At 61.0% G+C, this 15,348-nt stretch carries 14 protein-coding genes and 1 other annotated feature; of the genes, 11 read left to right on the top strand and 3 right to left on the bottom strand.

From position 1 onward, the window contains the following. Positions 1 to 3 precede the first annotated feature (3 nt). The gene (gene sdeX, locus V8N38_RS05145) at positions 4 to 1,191 is read right to left on the bottom strand and encodes a multidrug efflux RND transporter periplasmic adaptor subunit SdeX (RefSeq protein ID WP_049199912.1); all 1,188 of its coding nucleotides are present in this window, start codon (positions 1,189 to 1,191) and stop codon (positions 4 to 6) included. Between the two features lie 142 nt (positions 1,192 to 1,333). Between sdeX and acrR the strand changes: the two genes are divergently transcribed. The 3 genes from acrR to mscK all read left to right on the top strand — a co-directional run bounded on the left by acrR (position 1,334) and on the right by mscK (position 5,857). Next, positions 1,334 to 2,008, top strand: coding sequence for a multidrug efflux transporter transcriptional repressor AcrR (gene acrR, locus V8N38_RS05150; protein ID WP_049235198.1), 675 nt, complete (start codon positions 1,334 to 1,336; stop codon positions 2,006 to 2,008). Positions 2,009 to 2,019: 11 nt separating this feature from the next. Further along, positions 2,020 to 2,373, top strand: coding sequence for a DsrE/DsrF/TusD sulfur relay family protein (locus V8N38_RS05155; protein WP_033647269.1), 354 nt, complete (start codon positions 2,020 to 2,022; stop codon positions 2,371 to 2,373). Positions 2,374 to 2,473: 100 nt separating this feature from the next. Beyond that, positions 2,474 to 5,857: a mechanosensitive channel MscK gene (gene mscK / locus V8N38_RS05160; RefSeq protein ID WP_087763292.1), complete on the top strand. Its 3,384-nt coding sequence runs from the start codon at positions 2,474 to 2,476 to the stop codon at positions 5,855 to 5,857. A gap of 41 nt (positions 5,858 to 5,898) precedes the next feature. On the opposite strand, the gene rsmS is transcribed toward mscK, so the two are convergent. Further along, positions 5,899 to 6,078 carry a pleiotropic regulatory protein RsmS gene (gene rsmS / locus V8N38_RS05165; RefSeq protein WP_016928837.1) on the bottom strand — a complete coding sequence of 60 codons (180 nt, stop codon included), beginning with the start codon at positions 6,076 to 6,078 and terminating at the stop codon, positions 5,899 to 5,901. A gap of 108 nt (positions 6,079 to 6,186) precedes the next feature. Continuing rightward, positions 6,187 to 6,723, bottom strand: coding sequence for a primosomal replication protein PriC (priC, locus tag V8N38_RS05170; RefSeq protein ID WP_038875000.1), 537 nt, complete (start codon positions 6,721 to 6,723; stop codon positions 6,187 to 6,189). 134 nt (positions 6,724 to 6,857) lie between these two features. On the opposite strand from priC, the gene V8N38_RS05175 reads away from it, so the two are divergent. The 8 genes from V8N38_RS05175 to V8N38_RS05210 all read left to right on the top strand — a co-directional run bounded on the left by V8N38_RS05175 (position 6,858) and on the right by V8N38_RS05210 (position 15,252). Continuing rightward, positions 6,858 to 7,238 carry a DUF454 family protein gene (locus V8N38_RS05175; protein WP_019454167.1) on the top strand — a complete coding sequence of 127 codons (381 nt, stop codon included), beginning with the start codon at positions 6,858 to 6,860 and terminating at the stop codon, positions 7,236 to 7,238. A 278-nt stretch (positions 7,239 to 7,516) separates the two neighbouring features. After that, positions 7,517 to 8,068, top strand: coding sequence for an adenine phosphoribosyltransferase (gene apt, locus V8N38_RS05180; RefSeq protein ID WP_087763293.1), 552 nt, complete (start codon positions 7,517 to 7,519; stop codon positions 8,066 to 8,068). Between the two features lie 92 nt (positions 8,069 to 8,160). After that, the gene (dnaX, locus tag V8N38_RS05185) at positions 8,161 to 10,119 is read left to right on the top strand and encodes a DNA polymerase III subunit gamma/tau (protein WP_147839405.1); all 1,959 of its coding nucleotides are present in this window, start codon (positions 8,161 to 8,163) and stop codon (positions 10,117 to 10,119) included. Continuing rightward, positions 9,452 to 9,516 (top strand) — a sequence feature (DnaX frameshifting element). Its footprint overlaps the gene before it by 65 nt. Before the next feature lie 41 nt (positions 10,120 to 10,160). Beyond that, positions 10,161 to 10,490 carry a YbaB/EbfC family nucleoid-associated protein gene (locus tag V8N38_RS05190; RefSeq protein WP_025301790.1) on the top strand — a complete coding sequence of 110 codons (330 nt, stop codon included), beginning with the start codon at positions 10,161 to 10,163 and terminating at the stop codon, positions 10,488 to 10,490. Further along, on the top strand, positions 10,490 to 11,095 hold the full coding sequence (recR, locus tag V8N38_RS05195; protein WP_025301791.1) for a recombination mediator RecR: 606 nt from the start codon (positions 10,490 to 10,492) through the stop codon (positions 11,093 to 11,095). The genes V8N38_RS05190 and recR overlap by 1 nt, the downstream gene beginning before the upstream one ends. A 144-nt stretch (positions 11,096 to 11,239) precedes the next feature. Next, positions 11,240 to 13,105 carry a molecular chaperone HtpG gene (htpG, locus tag V8N38_RS05200; protein ID WP_187181532.1) on the top strand — a complete coding sequence of 622 codons (1,866 nt, stop codon included), beginning with the start codon at positions 11,240 to 11,242 and terminating at the stop codon, positions 13,103 to 13,105. A gap of 202 nt (positions 13,106 to 13,307) precedes the next feature. After that, positions 13,308 to 13,952, top strand: coding sequence for an adenylate kinase (gene adk, locus V8N38_RS05205; protein ID WP_004940261.1), 645 nt, complete (start codon positions 13,308 to 13,310; stop codon positions 13,950 to 13,952). A 166-nt stretch (positions 13,953 to 14,118) separates the two neighbouring features. Next, entirely contained in the window at positions 14,119 to 15,252 is a 1,134-nt protein-coding gene (locus tag V8N38_RS05210; protein ID WP_060423460.1) for a sugar diacid recognition domain-containing protein, read from the top strand. Positions 15,253 to 15,348 lie beyond the last annotated feature (96 nt).

Genomic DNA, 15,348 nt, shown 5'->3' on the forward strand with positions numbered 1-15,348 from the left:
TTTTTATGACTTCTGCGCTTCAGACTGCGGCTGTTTTTGCGCCTGAGTGTCAACTTCCTGCACTTTTACCTGCGCGCCCGGATGCACTTTCATCAGGCCGGAGACGATCACGCGATCGCCGGCTTTCAGGCCATCGGTAACCAGCCATTTGTCGCCAATCGCCTGGTCTGCCTTCAGCGTACGCAGCTCAACTTTGTCGTCTGCCCCGACCACCAACGCCGTCGCGTCGCCGCGCGGGTTGCGGGTAACGCCTTGCTGAGGCACCAGCAGCGCATCGCTGCGCACGCCTTCGTCCAGACGGGCGCGCACGAACATGCCCGGCAACAGCGTATCGTTCGGGTTAGGGAACAGGGCGCGAATGGTGATGGAGCCGGTGGTCTCATCGACGGTGACGTCAGAGAATTCCAGCGTGCCTTCCTGCGCGTATTCAGCGCCGTTTTCCAGCATCAGTTTCACCTTGGCCTTGCCGTTTTCCTGCTTCAGCGCGCCGCTGGCCAGTTCTTGCTTCAGGCGCAGGAAGTCGGTGCTCGACTGGGTGACGTCGACATACATCGGATCCAACTGTTGCACGGTAGACAGGGCGGTCGCCTGGCCGTTGCTGACCAGCGCGCCTTCGGTCACGGCGGATTTGCCGATGCGGCCGGAGATCGGGGAGGTCACCTTGGTGTACGCCAGGTTGATGCGCGCGGTTTCCACGGCGGCCTTGGCGGCCACCACGGCGGCATCCGCCTGCTGCAGCGTGGAGACGGCGTTGTCGTAGTCCTGCTTACTGATGTAGCTGGTACCCAGCAATGGCTTGTAGCGGTTTACCGTCACGCGCGCGATGGAAGCGCTGGCCTGTGCTTTGGCCAAATCGCCTTTTGCGCTGTCGTAGCTGGCCTGATAGGTGGCGGGATCGATTTGGTACAGGGACGTCCCGGCCTTGATATCGCTGCCTTCAACGAAATTGCGCTTCAGGATGATGCCGCTGACCTGAGGGCGAACTTCGGCGATACGATACGCAGCGGTACGGCCAGGAAGATCGGTAGTGATGTTGAGAGGCTCGGCCTTCAAGGTCACCACGCCCACTTCAGGAGCCTGCTGGTGGGCGCCTTGCTGTTGGGTTTCTTTATCGTTACATCCTGTTAGCACTAAGCTGCCTGAAAGCATCAGAACGGCCGCCAGAGGCGTTAACCCTCTGTTTTTGTTCATAGAAAAACCTCAAGTGTCCGATTTCAAAATGATCAATGGATCACAAGCTTTAAAACCCATTGCTGCGTTAATTATATGTGCGTGCTATGGTACATACATTCGCGAATGTATGTAAATCACACTCCCCCTAAATAACAATGCCATGGCACGAAAAACCAAACAGCAGGCGCAAGAAACCCGACAGCAAATCCTTGATGCTGCGGTGAGAGAGTTCTCTGAACGTGGCGTTGCTGCAACGTCACTGACAGATATTGCCACCGCTGCCGGGGTTACGCGTGGAGCCATCTACTGGCACTTCAAGAATAAGGTAGACCTGTTTAATGAAGTTTGGGAATCTACCGAGCCGAAAATTGACCAGCTCGAAACAGAGTATCAGGCAAAGTTTCCCGATAATCCACTGCGGGTTATCCGAGAAATTCTGATTTACATTCTGACGTCTACGGTTGAAGACGGCCGTAGACGGGCGTTGATGGAAATTATATTCCACAAATGCGAGTTTGTCGGTGAAATGATGCCGCTGCTGGATTCGCGCAAGGTGCTGTACCTCGCCGGCTACGAACGCATTGAAGCGGTGCTGTATAACTGCATTCACCACGAGCAATTGCCCGCCGATTTACATACCCGCCGTGCGGCGATCATCCTGCGCGGTTATATCACCGGCCTGATGGAAAACTGGCTGTTTATGCCGGAAAGTTTCGATCTGCGGGCCGAAGCCGAAGCGCTGGTGGATGCGTTTCTGGAGATGCTGCAGTTTTGCCCCACCTTGCGCCTCAAACCCGATGCGGCGACGCCTGACGCCGACCGCCTTCCTTTATAAGGAGAGATTTCATGTCATCCATCGTTCTCATCGCCAATGGCGCCGCCTATGGCCATGAATCCTTGTTCAATGCGCTGCGGTTGGCCATTGCCATGAAAGAGCAGCAGAGTAGCCTCGACCTGCGGCTGTTTCTGATGTCCGACGCGGTGGTGGCCGGGCTGGCCGGGCAGCAGCCGCACGAAGGGTATCACCTGCAGCAGATGCTGGAGATCCTCACCGCGCAGCAGGTGCCGGTCAAGCTGTGCAAGACCTGCGCCGACGCGCGCGGCGTCAGCCGCTTGCCGCTGGCGGACGGCGTAGCGATCGGCACGCTGGTCGAGCTGGCGCAGTGGACGCTGGCGGCGGAGAAAGTGCTGACTTTCTGATTTCGCGACAACGGGACATCACCGGCAACGCTTTTGTTGTTCGTTGCCCGCCGGCGATCGTGATAATCTTCAGGCTTCTTTACCGATCCGAAGCCAAATCATGCATCGCTGGTTGACTCTGCCTTCTCTGGCGCCGCTCACGTTTGTCGGCGCATGCCGGCGGCGCATCGCCGCCGCGACACTCCTTTTCCTGATTTTTGCGTGCTGCTTGCCGGCACAGGCGGCGCTGAACGGCGATCTGCCGCAGCGCAGCGAAGTGCAAAGCCAGCTGGAAACGCTGAACAAGCAAAAAGCCCTGACGCCGGTCGAAAAGCTCTCCCAACAGGATTTAACCCGTACGCTGGAGCTGCTGGACGCCATCGAGCGCAACCGGCAGGACGCCGCACAGCTTAAACAGCAGGTGCAGCAGGCGCCGGCGAAGCTCAATCAGGTCACCGCCGAACTGGATGCGCTGAAGCGGCCGACGGACAACGCGGCCGCGCGCGCCGCGCTGCTGCCGCTGTCGCTGCGCCAGCTGGAAAGCCGGCTGTATCAAACGCTCGACGAGCTGCAAAGCGCGCAGGAGAGCCTCTCCACCTACAACAGCCAACTGGTGTCGCTGCAAACCCAGCCTGAACGGGTGCAGAGCACCATGTACGCCGCTTCGCAGCGTCTGCAGGAGATCCGCAGCCAGCTCAGCGGCCAGACGCCGGGGCAAGATTCGCTGCGCAACAGCCAGCAGGTGATGCTGAACACCGAACAGGCGCTGCTCAACGCGCAGCTGGAGCTGCAGCGCAAGAGCCTGGAAGCCAATACCACGCTACAAGATCTGCTGCAAAAACAGCGCGATTACACCACGGCGCATATCGACGCGCTGGATCGGTCGGTGCAGCTGCTGCAGGAGCTCGTCAACAGCAAGCGCCTGACGCTGTCTGAAAAAACCGCCAAAGAGGCGCAGAACCCGGAAGACGCCACCGATATCCAGCACGATCAGTTGGTCAGCAAGCAGCTGGACGTCAACCGCCAGCTGAGCCAGCAGCTGATCGCCGCCACCGAAGAGAGCAACACCCTGTTCCAGCAGAATATTCGGGTCAAAAACTGGCTCGATCGCGGTCTGCAGGCGGAACGTAACCTGAAAGAGCAGATTCAGGTTCTGAAGGGCAGCCTGGTGCTGTCGCGCATTCTGTATCAGCAGCAGCAGAGCCTGCCGCAGGGCACGCTGCTGGCGGATATAGACACGCGCATCGCCGATCTGCGGCTGGAGCAGTTCGATATCAATCAGCAACGCGACGATCTGTTCAAGGGGGAGGATTACATCAATCAGCTGGTGGCCGAAAGCAAGGAAAAGGCCGGCCCGGAAGTGATCGATGCGCTGAACGAAATTGTCGACATGCGCCGCGAGCTGCTGGATCAGCTGAACAAGCAGCTCAGCAACCAGCTGTCATTATCGATCAACCTGCAGATCAACCAGCAGCAGCTGACCAGCGTCTACGGTTCGTTGCAGGATACGCTGACCCAGCAGATTTTCTGGGTCAACAGCAACAAGCCGGTCGATCTGGCGTGGCTGAAGGCGATGCCTGAGGCGGTGCGCGATCAGCTCGCCGGGCTCGATATCAAATTCGATGGCGGCAAGTTATTGCAGGGCGGTTTGAATGCGCTGGTGTTCCTGATCCCGATGCTGCTGGCGATCGGGCTATTGCGCTGGCGCTACCGGCTGATCGACGGCCATCTGCAAAAGCTGGCCAACGACGTGGGGCAGCTTAAACGCGATGGCCAACTGCATACGCCGAAGGCCATCGCGCTGACCTTGCTGAAGGTGTTGCCCGGCGCCGCGCTGCTGCTCGGCGTCGGTTTCTGGATGTATCGCGCGGACTTCGGCATCAGCGACTTTATCTGGGCGCTGTCGCAGCAGCTGGCGCTGTCATGGCTGGTATTCGGTTTCAGCTACCGCATGCTGAAACCGGGCGGCATCGCCGAGCGGCATTTTAACTTCGGCGCCAACCTGTGCGCACATTACCGCCGCCAGACGCTGCGGCTGGGGCTGGCGCTGCAGCCGCTGATCTTCTGGTCGGTCTTGGGCGAAAAAGCGCCGCTGCGCCTGGTGGAGGACGTCATCGGCCAGATCGTGGTGATGTTGACGCTGGCGCTGCTCACGGTGCTGGTGTTCCCGCTGTGCCGCGACAGCTGGCGTGAAAAGGGCTCGCACGCCGTGCGGCTGGTGGTGGTCACCGCGCTCGCCGCCACGCCGCTGATCCTGCTGGGGCTGATGTTCGCCGGCTACTTCTATACCACGCTGCGGCTGGCCAGCCGTTGGATAGACAGCCTGTATCTGTTCTTCCTGTGGAATATCGTGTACCTGACCGCGCTGCGCGGCCTGAGCGTGGCGGCGCGGCGTCTGGCCTACCGGCGCGCGCTGGCGCGGCGGCAAAACGTGGCGAAGGAGGGGGCCGAAGGCGGTGAAGCCGTGGTGGAAGAGCCGCCGCTGGCGCTCGATCAGATCAACCAGCAGTCGCTGCGTCTGACCACCCTAGTGCTGTTTGCTATCTTCGCCAGCGCCTTCTACGCCATTTGGTCGGATCTGGTGACGGTCATCGCTTACCTGGACAGCATCACGCTGTGGCATTACACCAGCACCGTGGCGGGCAGCAGCGTGTCGCAGGCGGTGACGCTGGGCAACATGATGGTGGCGGTCGCCGCGGTGATCGTCGCCTACGTGCTCACCCGCAACCTGCCCGGTTTGCTGGAGGTGGTGGTGCTGTCGCGGCTGCAGCTGCGGCAAGGGGCATCCTATGCCATCACCACCGTGCTCACTTACCTGATCACCGCCGTGGGCGCCGTGGTTGCGCTGGGATCGCTGGGCGTCTCCTGGGACAAACTGCAATGGCTGGCCGCCGGTCTGACGGTCGGGCTGGGCTTCGGCCTGCAGGAAATCTTCGCCAACTTCGTCTCCGGCCTGATCATTCTGTTCGAACGCCCGATCCGCATCGGCGATACTATCACCATCGGCACCTTCTCCGGTTCGGTCAGCAAGATCCGCATTCGCGCCACCACCATTACCGACTTCGATCGCAAAGAGGTGATCATTCCGAACAAGGCGTTCGTCACCGAGCGGTTGATCAACTGGTCACTGTCCGACACCATCACCCGCGTGCTGATCAAGGTGGGCGTGGCCTACGGTTCCGATCTCGACAAGGTGAAAAAGGTGCTGCTGCAGGCGGCGCATGACAACCCGCGGGTGATGACCGATCCCGAACCGCAGGTGTTCTTCCTCAACTTCGGCGCCAGCACGCTGGATCACGAGCTGCGGCTGTATGTGCGCGAACTGCGCGATCGCAGCTACACCGTGGACGAGCTGAACCGCTCAATCGATCGTTTGTGTCGGGAAAACGACATCGACATCGCTTTCAACCAGCTGGAGGTGTATCTGCATAACCAGCAGGGCAACGAAGTGCAGGAAGTGAAAAGAACGCTGTCGCCGGATGACGGCGGCCAGACGGCGGGCTGATAAGCGTTGAAAAACGATAGGGACAGCGGTGCTGTCCCGGGTTACTGTCCGGCAGGCAGATAGGGAGAGGTGACGCCGGCGCGCTGCAGCTTTTCCTGATAGTCCCGTTTGACGATATCCAGCGCCGCCAGCGCGGTGGCCGGATCGATCTCGTTGCACTCCAGCAGGTAAATCAAGTCTACCGCCAGCTGCAGTTCGGGTGACGCGTTTTCCAGAGACATAGCACCTGCGCTTATATTAATTAATGGGATGAATAACTCGCGTACCGGCAGAGTATAGTGAACCCGGCGCGCAACCGGGAATAATCATTAAAATATTGTGATAAATCTTCAAAAACCGTTTTCTTTGCGCTCGATATTGCGTTCGATGCGCGCCAGCGCCTGGCGGCAGCGCATCAGTCTCCCCTCCAGCGCCGCCAGCTCGTGCTGCAGCTTTTGCTGCGCCGCCAGCGTGGTCTGGCGCCCCAGCAGGCTTTCCCGATCCTGAATCATGCCGATCAGCCGGCGTTCGTAGTCCTGATGCTCTGCCAGCTTGTGGTACAGATCGGCCTCGGGGGCTTCTTTCGGCTGGTTCTTGCGCCGCAGCGCCTGGGTTGCCAGCTCGCGCTGCAGGGCGGCGATCTGAGCCACCAGTTTTTCGGCCAGAAAAGCCACCTGGCTGGTGCGGCTGTCATTAGCGGCGCTTTGCAGCTGGGCGAAATTCTTCTCCACCTCGGCCAGGTAGTCGCGCAGCCGCGTGCCGCGATTGGCGAACAGGGCGGCGTCGAAGCGCGCCTGCGGGATTGGCACATCGCCGCGCGGGGTCACTTCGGCCGCCAGCGCCGCGATCTGCTGTGCCAACACCTGTAATAGACGCTGAGTGCTCACATAAGCTCCCTCTTGATTTCAACAGGCGTAAGCTTGCCCGCGATCCTGCCGTGAAACAAGCGCCGCACGCATATTCCGCCGGCGCGGCGCCGATGCTACAGTAGGCGGCAACCGATTGAGGAGCGAAGAGCCGTATGACGCGTGGGTTATTGATCATTTTAGGCTGGCTGGCGGTGGTGCTGGCAACGTTGGGCGTGGTGCTGCCGCTGCTGCCGACCACGCCGTTCCTGCTGTTGGCCGCCTGGTGCTTCGCCCGCTCTTCGCCGCGCTTTCATCACTGGCTGCTGCACCGCTCCTGGTTCGGTCCCTACCTGCGCCACTGGCAGCAGCATCGCGCGCTGCCGCCGGGGGCGAAATGGAAGGCGGTGCTGGTGATCGTGCTCACCTTCGCCTGTTCGCTGTGGCTGGTGAAAATCTGGTGGGTGCGCGGGCTGTTGCTGCTGATGCTGGCCATTTTGCTGACCTTTATGCTGCGCCTGCCGGTTATTGACCTGTCGCAACAAAAACAGCGCTGATTGTGCCTTAAACTCCCCAATAGCTTTCAAGCCGCAGCCAGGCGACAAACGCAGGCATCCCCGGGAGCTTACTTAGGTAAGTGACCGGGGGGAATGCGCGCAGTCAACAACGCTGCGGGTTGAAAGATGCAGGGGAGAGTTGCATTTGTCCGCCAGTTTGCATAGATTTGGGCGTTTTCGTGCGCGGATCGCCTGCCATTTCTTCTCCGGTGTGTTTCACCCGGGGGCGGTGGGTGAGCGGCGCGCCGGTTTTCAGGCAGTTTTATCAGGCAACAATTATGACCGCTACTGCGCAGCAGCTTCAGTTTATTAAAGACAGTATCAAAACCATCCCGGATTATCCGAAGCCGGGCATCCTGTTCCGCGACGTGACCAGCCTGCTGGAAAACCCGTTGGCCTACGCCGCCAGCATCGAGCTGCTGGTTGAGCGCTATCGCGAAGCGGGCGTGACCAAGGTGGTGGGTACCGAAGCGCGTGGTTTCCTGTTCGGCGCGCCCGTCGCGCTGGCATTGGGCGTCGGTTTCGTGCCGGTACGCAAACCGGGCAAACTGCCGCGCGCCACGCTCAGCGAAAGCTATGAGCTGGAGTACGGCACCGACAAGCTGGAGATCCACACCGACGCCATCACCACGGGTGACAAAGTGCTAGTGGTGGACGATCTGCTGGCGACCGGCGGCACCATCGAAGCGACCACCAAACTGATCCGCCGCCTGGGCGGTGAAGTGAAAGACGCCGCGTTCATCATCAACCTGCCGGATCTGGGCGGGGAAGCGCGTCTGAACAAGCTGGGCATCGACTGCTACTGCCTGGTGGACTTCGCCGGCCATTGAGGCGGCATCGCCCCTTGGGCACAACGGCCTCGCGGATCGCCGCGGGGCTGTGTTAGCATGACCCTCCAGATTCCTCGACTTCTCCGGTATTAATGAGCTATCAGGTTCTCGCCCGTAAGTGGCGCCCTCAAACGTTCGCAGACGTGGTCGGCCAGGAACATGTCCTGACCGCGCTGGCCAACGGCCTCTCGCTGGGGCGGATCCATCACGCCTATCTGTTCTCGGGCACCCGCGGCGTGGGGAAAACCACCATCGCGCGCCTGCTGGCCAAAGGCCTGAACTGTGAAACCGGCATCACCGCCACGCCGTGCGGCCAATGCGACAACTGCCGCGAGATCGAGCAGGGGCGCTTCGTCGATCTGATCGAGATCGACGCCGCTTCCCGAACCAAGGTGGAAGATACCCGCGATCTGCTGGACAACGCCCAGTACGCGCCGGCGCGCGGCCGCTTCAAGGTCTACCTGATCGACGAAGTGCACATGCTCTCGCGCCACAGCTTCAACGCGTTGCTGAAGACGCTGGAAGAGCCGCCGCCGCACGTCAAATTCCTGTTGGCCACCACCGATCCGCAAAAGCTGCCGGTGACCATTCTCTCGCGCTGCCTGCAGTTCCACCTCAAGGCGCTGGACGTCGATCAGATCCGCCAGCAGCTGGAAACGGTGCTGACGGCGGAGCAGATCACCAGCGACGCCCGTGCGCTGCAGCTGCTGGCGCGCGCCGCCGACGGCAGCATGCGCGATGCGCTGAGCCTGACCGATCAGGCGATCGCCATGGGGCAGGGGCAGGTGACCGCCGCCACCGTCAGCCAGATGCTCGGCACGCTCGATGACGAGCAGCCGCTGGCGATCCTCGAAGCGCTGGTCAGCGCCGACGGCGAAAAGGTGATGGCGCAGGTCGCGCAGGCCGCTTCGCGCGGCGTGGACTGGGAAAACCTGTTGGTGGAGACACTGGCGCTGCTGCACCGCATTGCGATGGTGCAGCTGCTGCCTTCGATGCTCGACAACCACTACGCCGCCGTGGAACAACGGCTGCGCGAGCTGGCACGCACTTTGCCGCCGGCCGATGTGCAACTTTACTACCAGACGCTGCTGGTGGGCCGCAAAGAGCTGGCCTATGCGCCGGATCGCCGCATGGGGGTTGAGATGACCCTGCTGCGTGCGCTGGCGTTTCACCCGAAAGCGGTGATCCCGGAGCCGGTGGCGTTGGTGCAGACCGCGCCGGCACCGATGGCGCAGCCGCAGGCCGCCGCAGCGCAACAGCCGCCGCAGTTTCAGGACGCGCCGCCGCCGCTAGGGCAGCCGGCCGCGCCACCGCGACAATCATCGACCCCATTACCGGATGCCACCGCCCAGCTGTTGAAAGCGCGGTCCCAGCTGCAGCGGCAGCAGGGAGCATCCACACCAAAAAAGAATGAGCCGGCGGCGCCAGGAATAGCGCGGCCGGCAAACTCGGCGCTGGGGCGTTTGGCTTCCGTGACCGAGCGTAGCCAGCAGCGTCTGGCAGAGAAGAAGGTGCCGGAAAAACCGGCCAAGCCGGAAGCCTATCGCTGGCGCGCGCAGACCGAGCCGGAAGCGGCGCCGGAACCGCTGGCGACGCCGAAAGCGCTGCGCACGGCGTTGGAGCACGAGAAAACGCCGGAGCTGGCCGCCAAGCTGGTGGTGGAGTCGCTGGAGCGCGACGCCTGGGCGGCGGAAATCGACAGGCTGAAGATCCCGAAACTGGTGCAGCAGCTGGCGTTGAACGCCTTCAAGCAGCAGCCGGAAGCGGGCAAGATTTGCCTCCATCTGCGGTCTTCGCAGCGTCATCTGAATTCGCCTTCGGCGCAGAAGACGTTGGCCGAAGCGCTCGGTGAGCTGTACGGCAGCCCGATCGAGCTGACCGTGATAGAGGACGATAATCCGGCGGAGCGCACCCCGCTGGAGTGGCGACAAGCCATCTATGAAGAAAAGCTGGCGCAGGCGCGCCAGTCCATCGTTGCGGATACCCATATTCAGACGCTGTGCCGGTTCTTCGACGCGGATCTGGATGAAGAGAGTATCCGCCCCCTTTAAACGCCGCGCGAGGTGCGCGGCCCTAGCGACGAGAGACGACTATGTTTGGTAAAGGCGGTCTGGGCAACCTGATGAAGCAAGCCCAGCAAATGCAAGAAAAAATGCAGCAGATGCAGGAAGAAGTCGCCAAATTGGAAGTGACCGGCGAATCTGGCGCGGGCCTGGTGAAAGTCACCATCAACGGCGCGCACAACTGCCGCCGCGTGGAGATCGATCCTAGCCTGATGGAAGACGACAAAGACATGCTGGAAGATCTGATCGCCGCCGCGTTTAACGACGCCGCGCGCCGCATCGAAGAAACCCAGAAAGAGAAAATGGCTTCCGTCTCCAGCGGCATGCAGTTGCCGCCTGGCTTCAAGATGCCGTTCTGATGCAAACCAGCCCGCTCCTTGAATCCCTGATGGAGGCGCTGCGCTGCCTGCCGGGCGTCGGCCCGAAATCGGCGCAGCGCATGGCGTTTCAGCTGCTGCAGCGCGATCGCAGCGGCGGCATGCGCCTGGCGCAGGCGTTGACGCGCGCGATGTCGGAGATCGGCCACTGCGCCGATTGCCGCACCTTCACCGAGCAGGACATCTGCACCATCTGCGCCAATCCGCGTCGTCAGCAAAACGGCCAGATTTGCGTGGTGGAAAGCCCGGCGGATATCCACGCCATCGAGCAGACCGGCCAGTTCGCCGGGCGCTACTTTGTGCTGATGGGCCATCTGTCGCCGCTGGACGGCATCGGGCCGGGCGATATCGGTCTGGATCGCCTGGAGCAACGGCTGGAAAAGGAAAGCATCACCGAAGTGATCCTCGCCACCAACCCGACGGTGGAAGGGGAAGCGACCGCCAACTACATCGCCGAGATGTGCGGCCAGTATGGCGTGCTCGCCAGCCGTATCGCCCATGGCGTGCCGGTGGGCGGCGAGCTGGAAATGGTCGACGGCACCACACTGTCGCATTCGCTGGCCGGGCGTCACGCCATCAAGTTCTGATGTTTTCCCGGACGGGGCCATTCGGCCCCGTCTTTTTTTTGCCAAAAATCTCCCGCCGTCCGCTTGAAAAACAAGACCCTGACCCTCATCTGATCCTCATTGTTCGATTTTGGTAGCCATTGTCTTTTGAGGTAATCAATGAGTATGAAAGGTCAAGAAACCCGCGGGTTCCAGTCTGAAGTAAAACAGCTGCTTCATTTGATGATCCATTCGCTGTACTCCAACAAAGAAATTTTCCTGCGCGAGCTGATTTCCAACGCCTCTGACGCCGCCGACAAGCTGCGCTTTCGCGCCCTGTCCGCGCCAGAGCTGTACGCCGGCGACGGCGAGCTGCGCGTACGCTTGTCCTTCGATAAAGAGCAGCGCACCCTCACCATCGCCGACAACGGCATCGGCATGTGCCGCGAAGAAGTGATCGAAAACCTCGGCACCATCGCCAAGTCCGGCACCAAAGCGTTCCTGGAATCCATCGGTTCCGACCAGGCGAAAGACAGCCAGCTGATCGGCCAGTTCGGCGTCGGTTTCTACTCGGCGTTCATCGTGGCGGACAAAGTGACCGTGCGCACCCGCGCCGCCGGCGCCGCCGATGACGAAGGCGTGTTCTGGGAGTCCGCCGGCGAAGGCGACTACACCATCGCCGATATCACCAAAGAGACCCGCGGCACCGAAATCACCCTGCATCTGCGCGAAGGCGAAGATGAGTACCTCGACGCCTGGCGCCTGCGCTCGGTGATCGGCAAATATTCCGATCACATCGCCTTGCCGGTAGAGATCGAAAGCAAAAACGAAGAAGACGATACCGTCACCTGGGAGAAGATCAACAAGGCGCAGGCCCTGTGGACCCGAAGCAAGGCGGACGTGACCGACGAAGAGTACAAAGAGTTCTACAAGCACATCGCTCACGACTTCACCGATCCGCTGAGCTGGAGCCACAACCGGGTGGAAGGCAAGCAGGAGTACACCAGCCTGCTGTATATCCCGGCGCAGGCGCCGTGGGACATGTGGAACCGCGATCACAAGCACGGCCTGAAGCTGTACGTGCAGCGCGTGTTCATCATGGACGACGCCGAGCAGTTCATGCCGAACTACCTGCGCTTCGTGCGTGGCCTGGTCGATTCCAACGATCTGCCGCTGAACGTGTCGCGCGAGATCCTGCAAGACAGCCGCGTGACGCAAAACCTGCGCGGCGCGCTGACCAAGCGCGTGCTGCAGATGCTGGATAAGCTGGCCAAAGACGACGCCGAAGGCTACCAGAAATTCTGGCAGCAGTTCGGTCTGGTGCTGAAAGAGGGCCCGGCGGAAGACAACGGCAACCAGGAAGCGATCGCCAAGCTGCTGCGCTTTGCCTCCACCCACGGCGACAGCTCGGCGCAGACCGTGTCGCTGGAAGAGTATGTCGGCCGCATGGCGGAAGGGCAGGAGAAGATTTACTACATCACCGCCGACAGCTACGCCGCCGCCAAGAGCAGCCCGCACCTGGAGCTGTTCCGCAAGAAAGGCATCGAAGTGTTGCTGCTGTCCGATCGCATCGACGAGTGGATGATGAGCTACCTGACCGAGTTCGACGGCAAGCCGTTCCAGTCGGTCAGCAAAGCGGATGAAACGCTGGATAAACTGGCGGATGAAACCGAAGAGCAGAAGGCCGCCGAGAAGCAGCTGGAACCCTTCATCGAGCGCGTGAAAACCCTGCTGGGCGAGCGCGTGAAGGATGTGCGCCTGACGCACCGCCTGACCGATACGCCGGCGATCGTGGTAACCGACGCCGACGAAATGAGCACCCAGATGGCCAAGCTGTTCGCCGCCGCCGGCCAGCAGGCGCCGGAGGTGAAGTACATTTTCGAACTTAACCCGGAGCATGCGTTGGTCAAACGAGCATCCGATGTGGGCGATAACGAACATTTCGCCGAATGGATCGACCTGTTATTGGATCAGGCGCTGCTGGCTGAACGCGGCACGCTGGAGGATCCGAACCTGTTCATCCGCCGCATGAATAAGTTACTGTCCGCCTAAAGCTGAAGATATGCGCCCTTAACGGCACCGTTAGGGGCGCATTGTCGATTTTTCCCCGCTTTTTCTCGCCTTTTGCTTGCCCGCTTTTTTGCACATTCCGCAATCGATTTCCTTCGCGCGCCTTGAGCCTGCCCCCCCTGAAATGGTATCGTTGAGCGTTTTCGCAATTTTATAAAAACTACATAGCAAGGGGATTTACGCAATGCGTATCATTCTGCTGGGCGCTCCGGGCGCTGGTAAAGGTACTCAGGCTCAATTCATCATGGAGAAATACGGCATTCCGCAAATCTCCACCGGTGATATGTTGCGCGCAGCCGTGAAGGCCGGCAGTGAACTGGGCAAGCAGGCGAAAGAGATCATGGACGCCGGCAAGCTGGTGACCGATGAGCTGGTGATCGCGCTGGTCAAAGAGCGCATCGCTCAGGAAGATTGCCGCAAGGGCTTCCTGCTGGACGGTTTCCCACGCACCATTCCGCAGGCTGACGCGATGAAAGAAGCCGGCATCAACGTGGACTTCGTGCTGGAGTTCGACGTGCCGGACGAGCTGATCGTTGACCGCATCGTTGGCCGCCGCGTGCACGCGCCGTCCGGCCGCGTATACCACGTGAAGTTCAATCCGCCGCAGGTGGAAGGCAAAGACGACGTGACCGGCGAAGAGCTGACCACGCGCAAGGACGATCAGGAAGAGACCGTGCGCAAGCGCCTGGTGGAATACCATCAGATGACCGCGCCGCTGATCTCTTACTACAGCAAAGAAGCGGCAGCGGGTAACACCCAATACCGCAAAATCGACGGCACCCGCAAGGTCGCCGAAGTGAGCGCAGAGCTGGCGACCATCCTCGGTTGATCGCAAGCGGATTGTGCATGACGCCGGGCCTGTGGCCCGGCGTTTTTTTTTGCCGTTTTCCTGCCAAATTGTGATCGCGGCGGCTTGTTGCGGCCGTGCCCATTAATCGCCCGCGCCAAATGGCGTATAACAAGCCTGCGTTTTCACCCTCAGCAGGGAGCCGGGCATGCTCAGACAAACCAATCTTCTGGCGGAAGCCACCGCGCGCCAGATCGTCCAGCGGGCGATGGGCATCATCAGCCATTCCGTCAACGTGATGGACAGCAACGGTGTGATCATCGCCTCCGGCAACCCGCAGCGCCTGTTCCAGCGCCATGAAGGCGCGGTGCTGGCGCTGGCCGAGAATCGGGTGGTGGAAATCGACCGCGCCACCGCCGAGCATCTGAAGGGTGTGCGGCCCGGCATCAACCTGCCGTTCAGCTTTCGCAACCAGCGGGTGGGGGTGATCGGCATCTCCGGCGAACCGGCCGAGGTGCGCGCCTACGCCGAGCTGGTGAAGATGGCGGCGGAGTTGATGGTGGAGCAGGCGGCGCTGCTGGATCAGCACCAGTGGGAAAAGCGCTACCGGGAAGAGCTGGCGAATCAGCTGCTGCAGCCGCAGCCGAACACCGCGTCGCTGCAAGCGATGGCGGCGTATCTGGGATTGGATCTGCGCCAGGCGCGCATCGTGTGGATCGTCGAGCTGCAAGAGGCGCAGCCGCACCTGCTGCGCGAGCTGCTGGCGGAGCTGGAGGCCACCCAGCGCGATGCGTTGATCGCCATTACCGGCTTCAATGAAATGACCCTGCTGCGCCCGGCCTGCATGGCGCAGGGTGAATGGAGCCTGAAGCTGGAACGCCAGCAGGCGCAGCGTTTGCAAAACCAACTCAAACACCGCTTTCGGGTGCGCTTGATCGTCGGCGGTTTTTATGACGATCCGCAAAGCGCCTACCGTTCCAGCCTGACGGCACGCGCCACCCAGGCGATGGCGCAGCGCCTGAAACTGCGTCACGCCACGCTGTTCTACCACGACTACCCGCTGCCGTCGCTGTTGTGCGATTTGGGGGAGGACTGGCGCGCGCAGGAGCTGGGGCGCCCCTGGCGAACGCTGGGCGAACAGGACGAAAAAGGCGTGCTGCGCGGCACGCTGCGCCACTATTTTTCGCAGAATTGTGATCAGACGCAGACCGCCGCGCAGCTGCATATCCACGTCAATACCCTGCGCTATCGCCTGCAGCGCATCGAAGCGATAACCGGCATGAAAATCAATCAATTAACCGACGCTCTGCGGTTGTATATCGGCATGCTGATGCACGACTGAGTTGTGCCAACCCACAAATTCCACGCCGTTCACCCGGCGATTTTTTGTTGTTTCCCCTCAGGCCAACGCCGGGCGCGCGGGATATGTTGGCCTGCA

This window comes from Serratia nevei (assembly GCF_037948395.1).
Taxonomy (GTDB): Bacteria; Pseudomonadota; Gammaproteobacteria; order Enterobacterales; family Enterobacteriaceae; genus Serratia; species Serratia nevei.

Coding starts and splice junctions, on each gene's coding strand:
- sdeX (WP_049199912.1), bottom strand. CDS start 1,191: ATGAACAAAAACAGAGGGTTAACGCCTCTGGCGGCCGTTCTGATGCTT.
- acrR (WP_049235198.1), top strand. CDS start 1,334: ATGGCACGAAAAACCAAACAGCAGGCGCAAGAAACCCGACAGCAAATC.
- V8N38_RS05155 (WP_033647269.1), top strand. CDS start 2,020: ATGTCATCCATCGTTCTCATCGCCAATGGCGCCGCCTATGGCCATGAA.
- mscK (WP_087763292.1), top strand. CDS start 2,474: ATGCATCGCTGGTTGACTCTGCCTTCTCTGGCGCCGCTCACGTTTGTC.
- rsmS (WP_016928837.1), bottom strand. CDS start 6,078: ATGTCTCTGGAAAACGCGTCACCCGAACTGCAGCTGGCGGTAGACTTG.
- V8N38_RS05175 (WP_019454167.1), top strand. CDS start 6,858: ATGACGCGTGGGTTATTGATCATTTTAGGCTGGCTGGCGGTGGTGCTG.
- apt (WP_087763293.1), top strand. CDS start 7,517: ATGACCGCTACTGCGCAGCAGCTTCAGTTTATTAAAGACAGTATCAAA.
- dnaX (WP_147839405.1), top strand. CDS start 8,161: ATGAGCTATCAGGTTCTCGCCCGTAAGTGGCGCCCTCAAACGTTCGCA.
- V8N38_RS05190 (WP_025301790.1), top strand. CDS start 10,161: ATGTTTGGTAAAGGCGGTCTGGGCAACCTGATGAAGCAAGCCCAGCAA.
- recR (WP_025301791.1), top strand. CDS start 10,490: ATGCAAACCAGCCCGCTCCTTGAATCCCTGATGGAGGCGCTGCGCTGC.
- htpG (WP_187181532.1), top strand. CDS start 11,240: ATGAAAGGTCAAGAAACCCGCGGGTTCCAGTCTGAAGTAAAACAGCTG.
- adk (WP_004940261.1), top strand. CDS start 13,308: ATGCGTATCATTCTGCTGGGCGCTCCGGGCGCTGGTAAAGGTACTCAG.
- V8N38_RS05210 (WP_060423460.1), top strand. CDS start 14,119: ATGCTCAGACAAACCAATCTTCTGGCGGAAGCCACCGCGCGCCAGATC.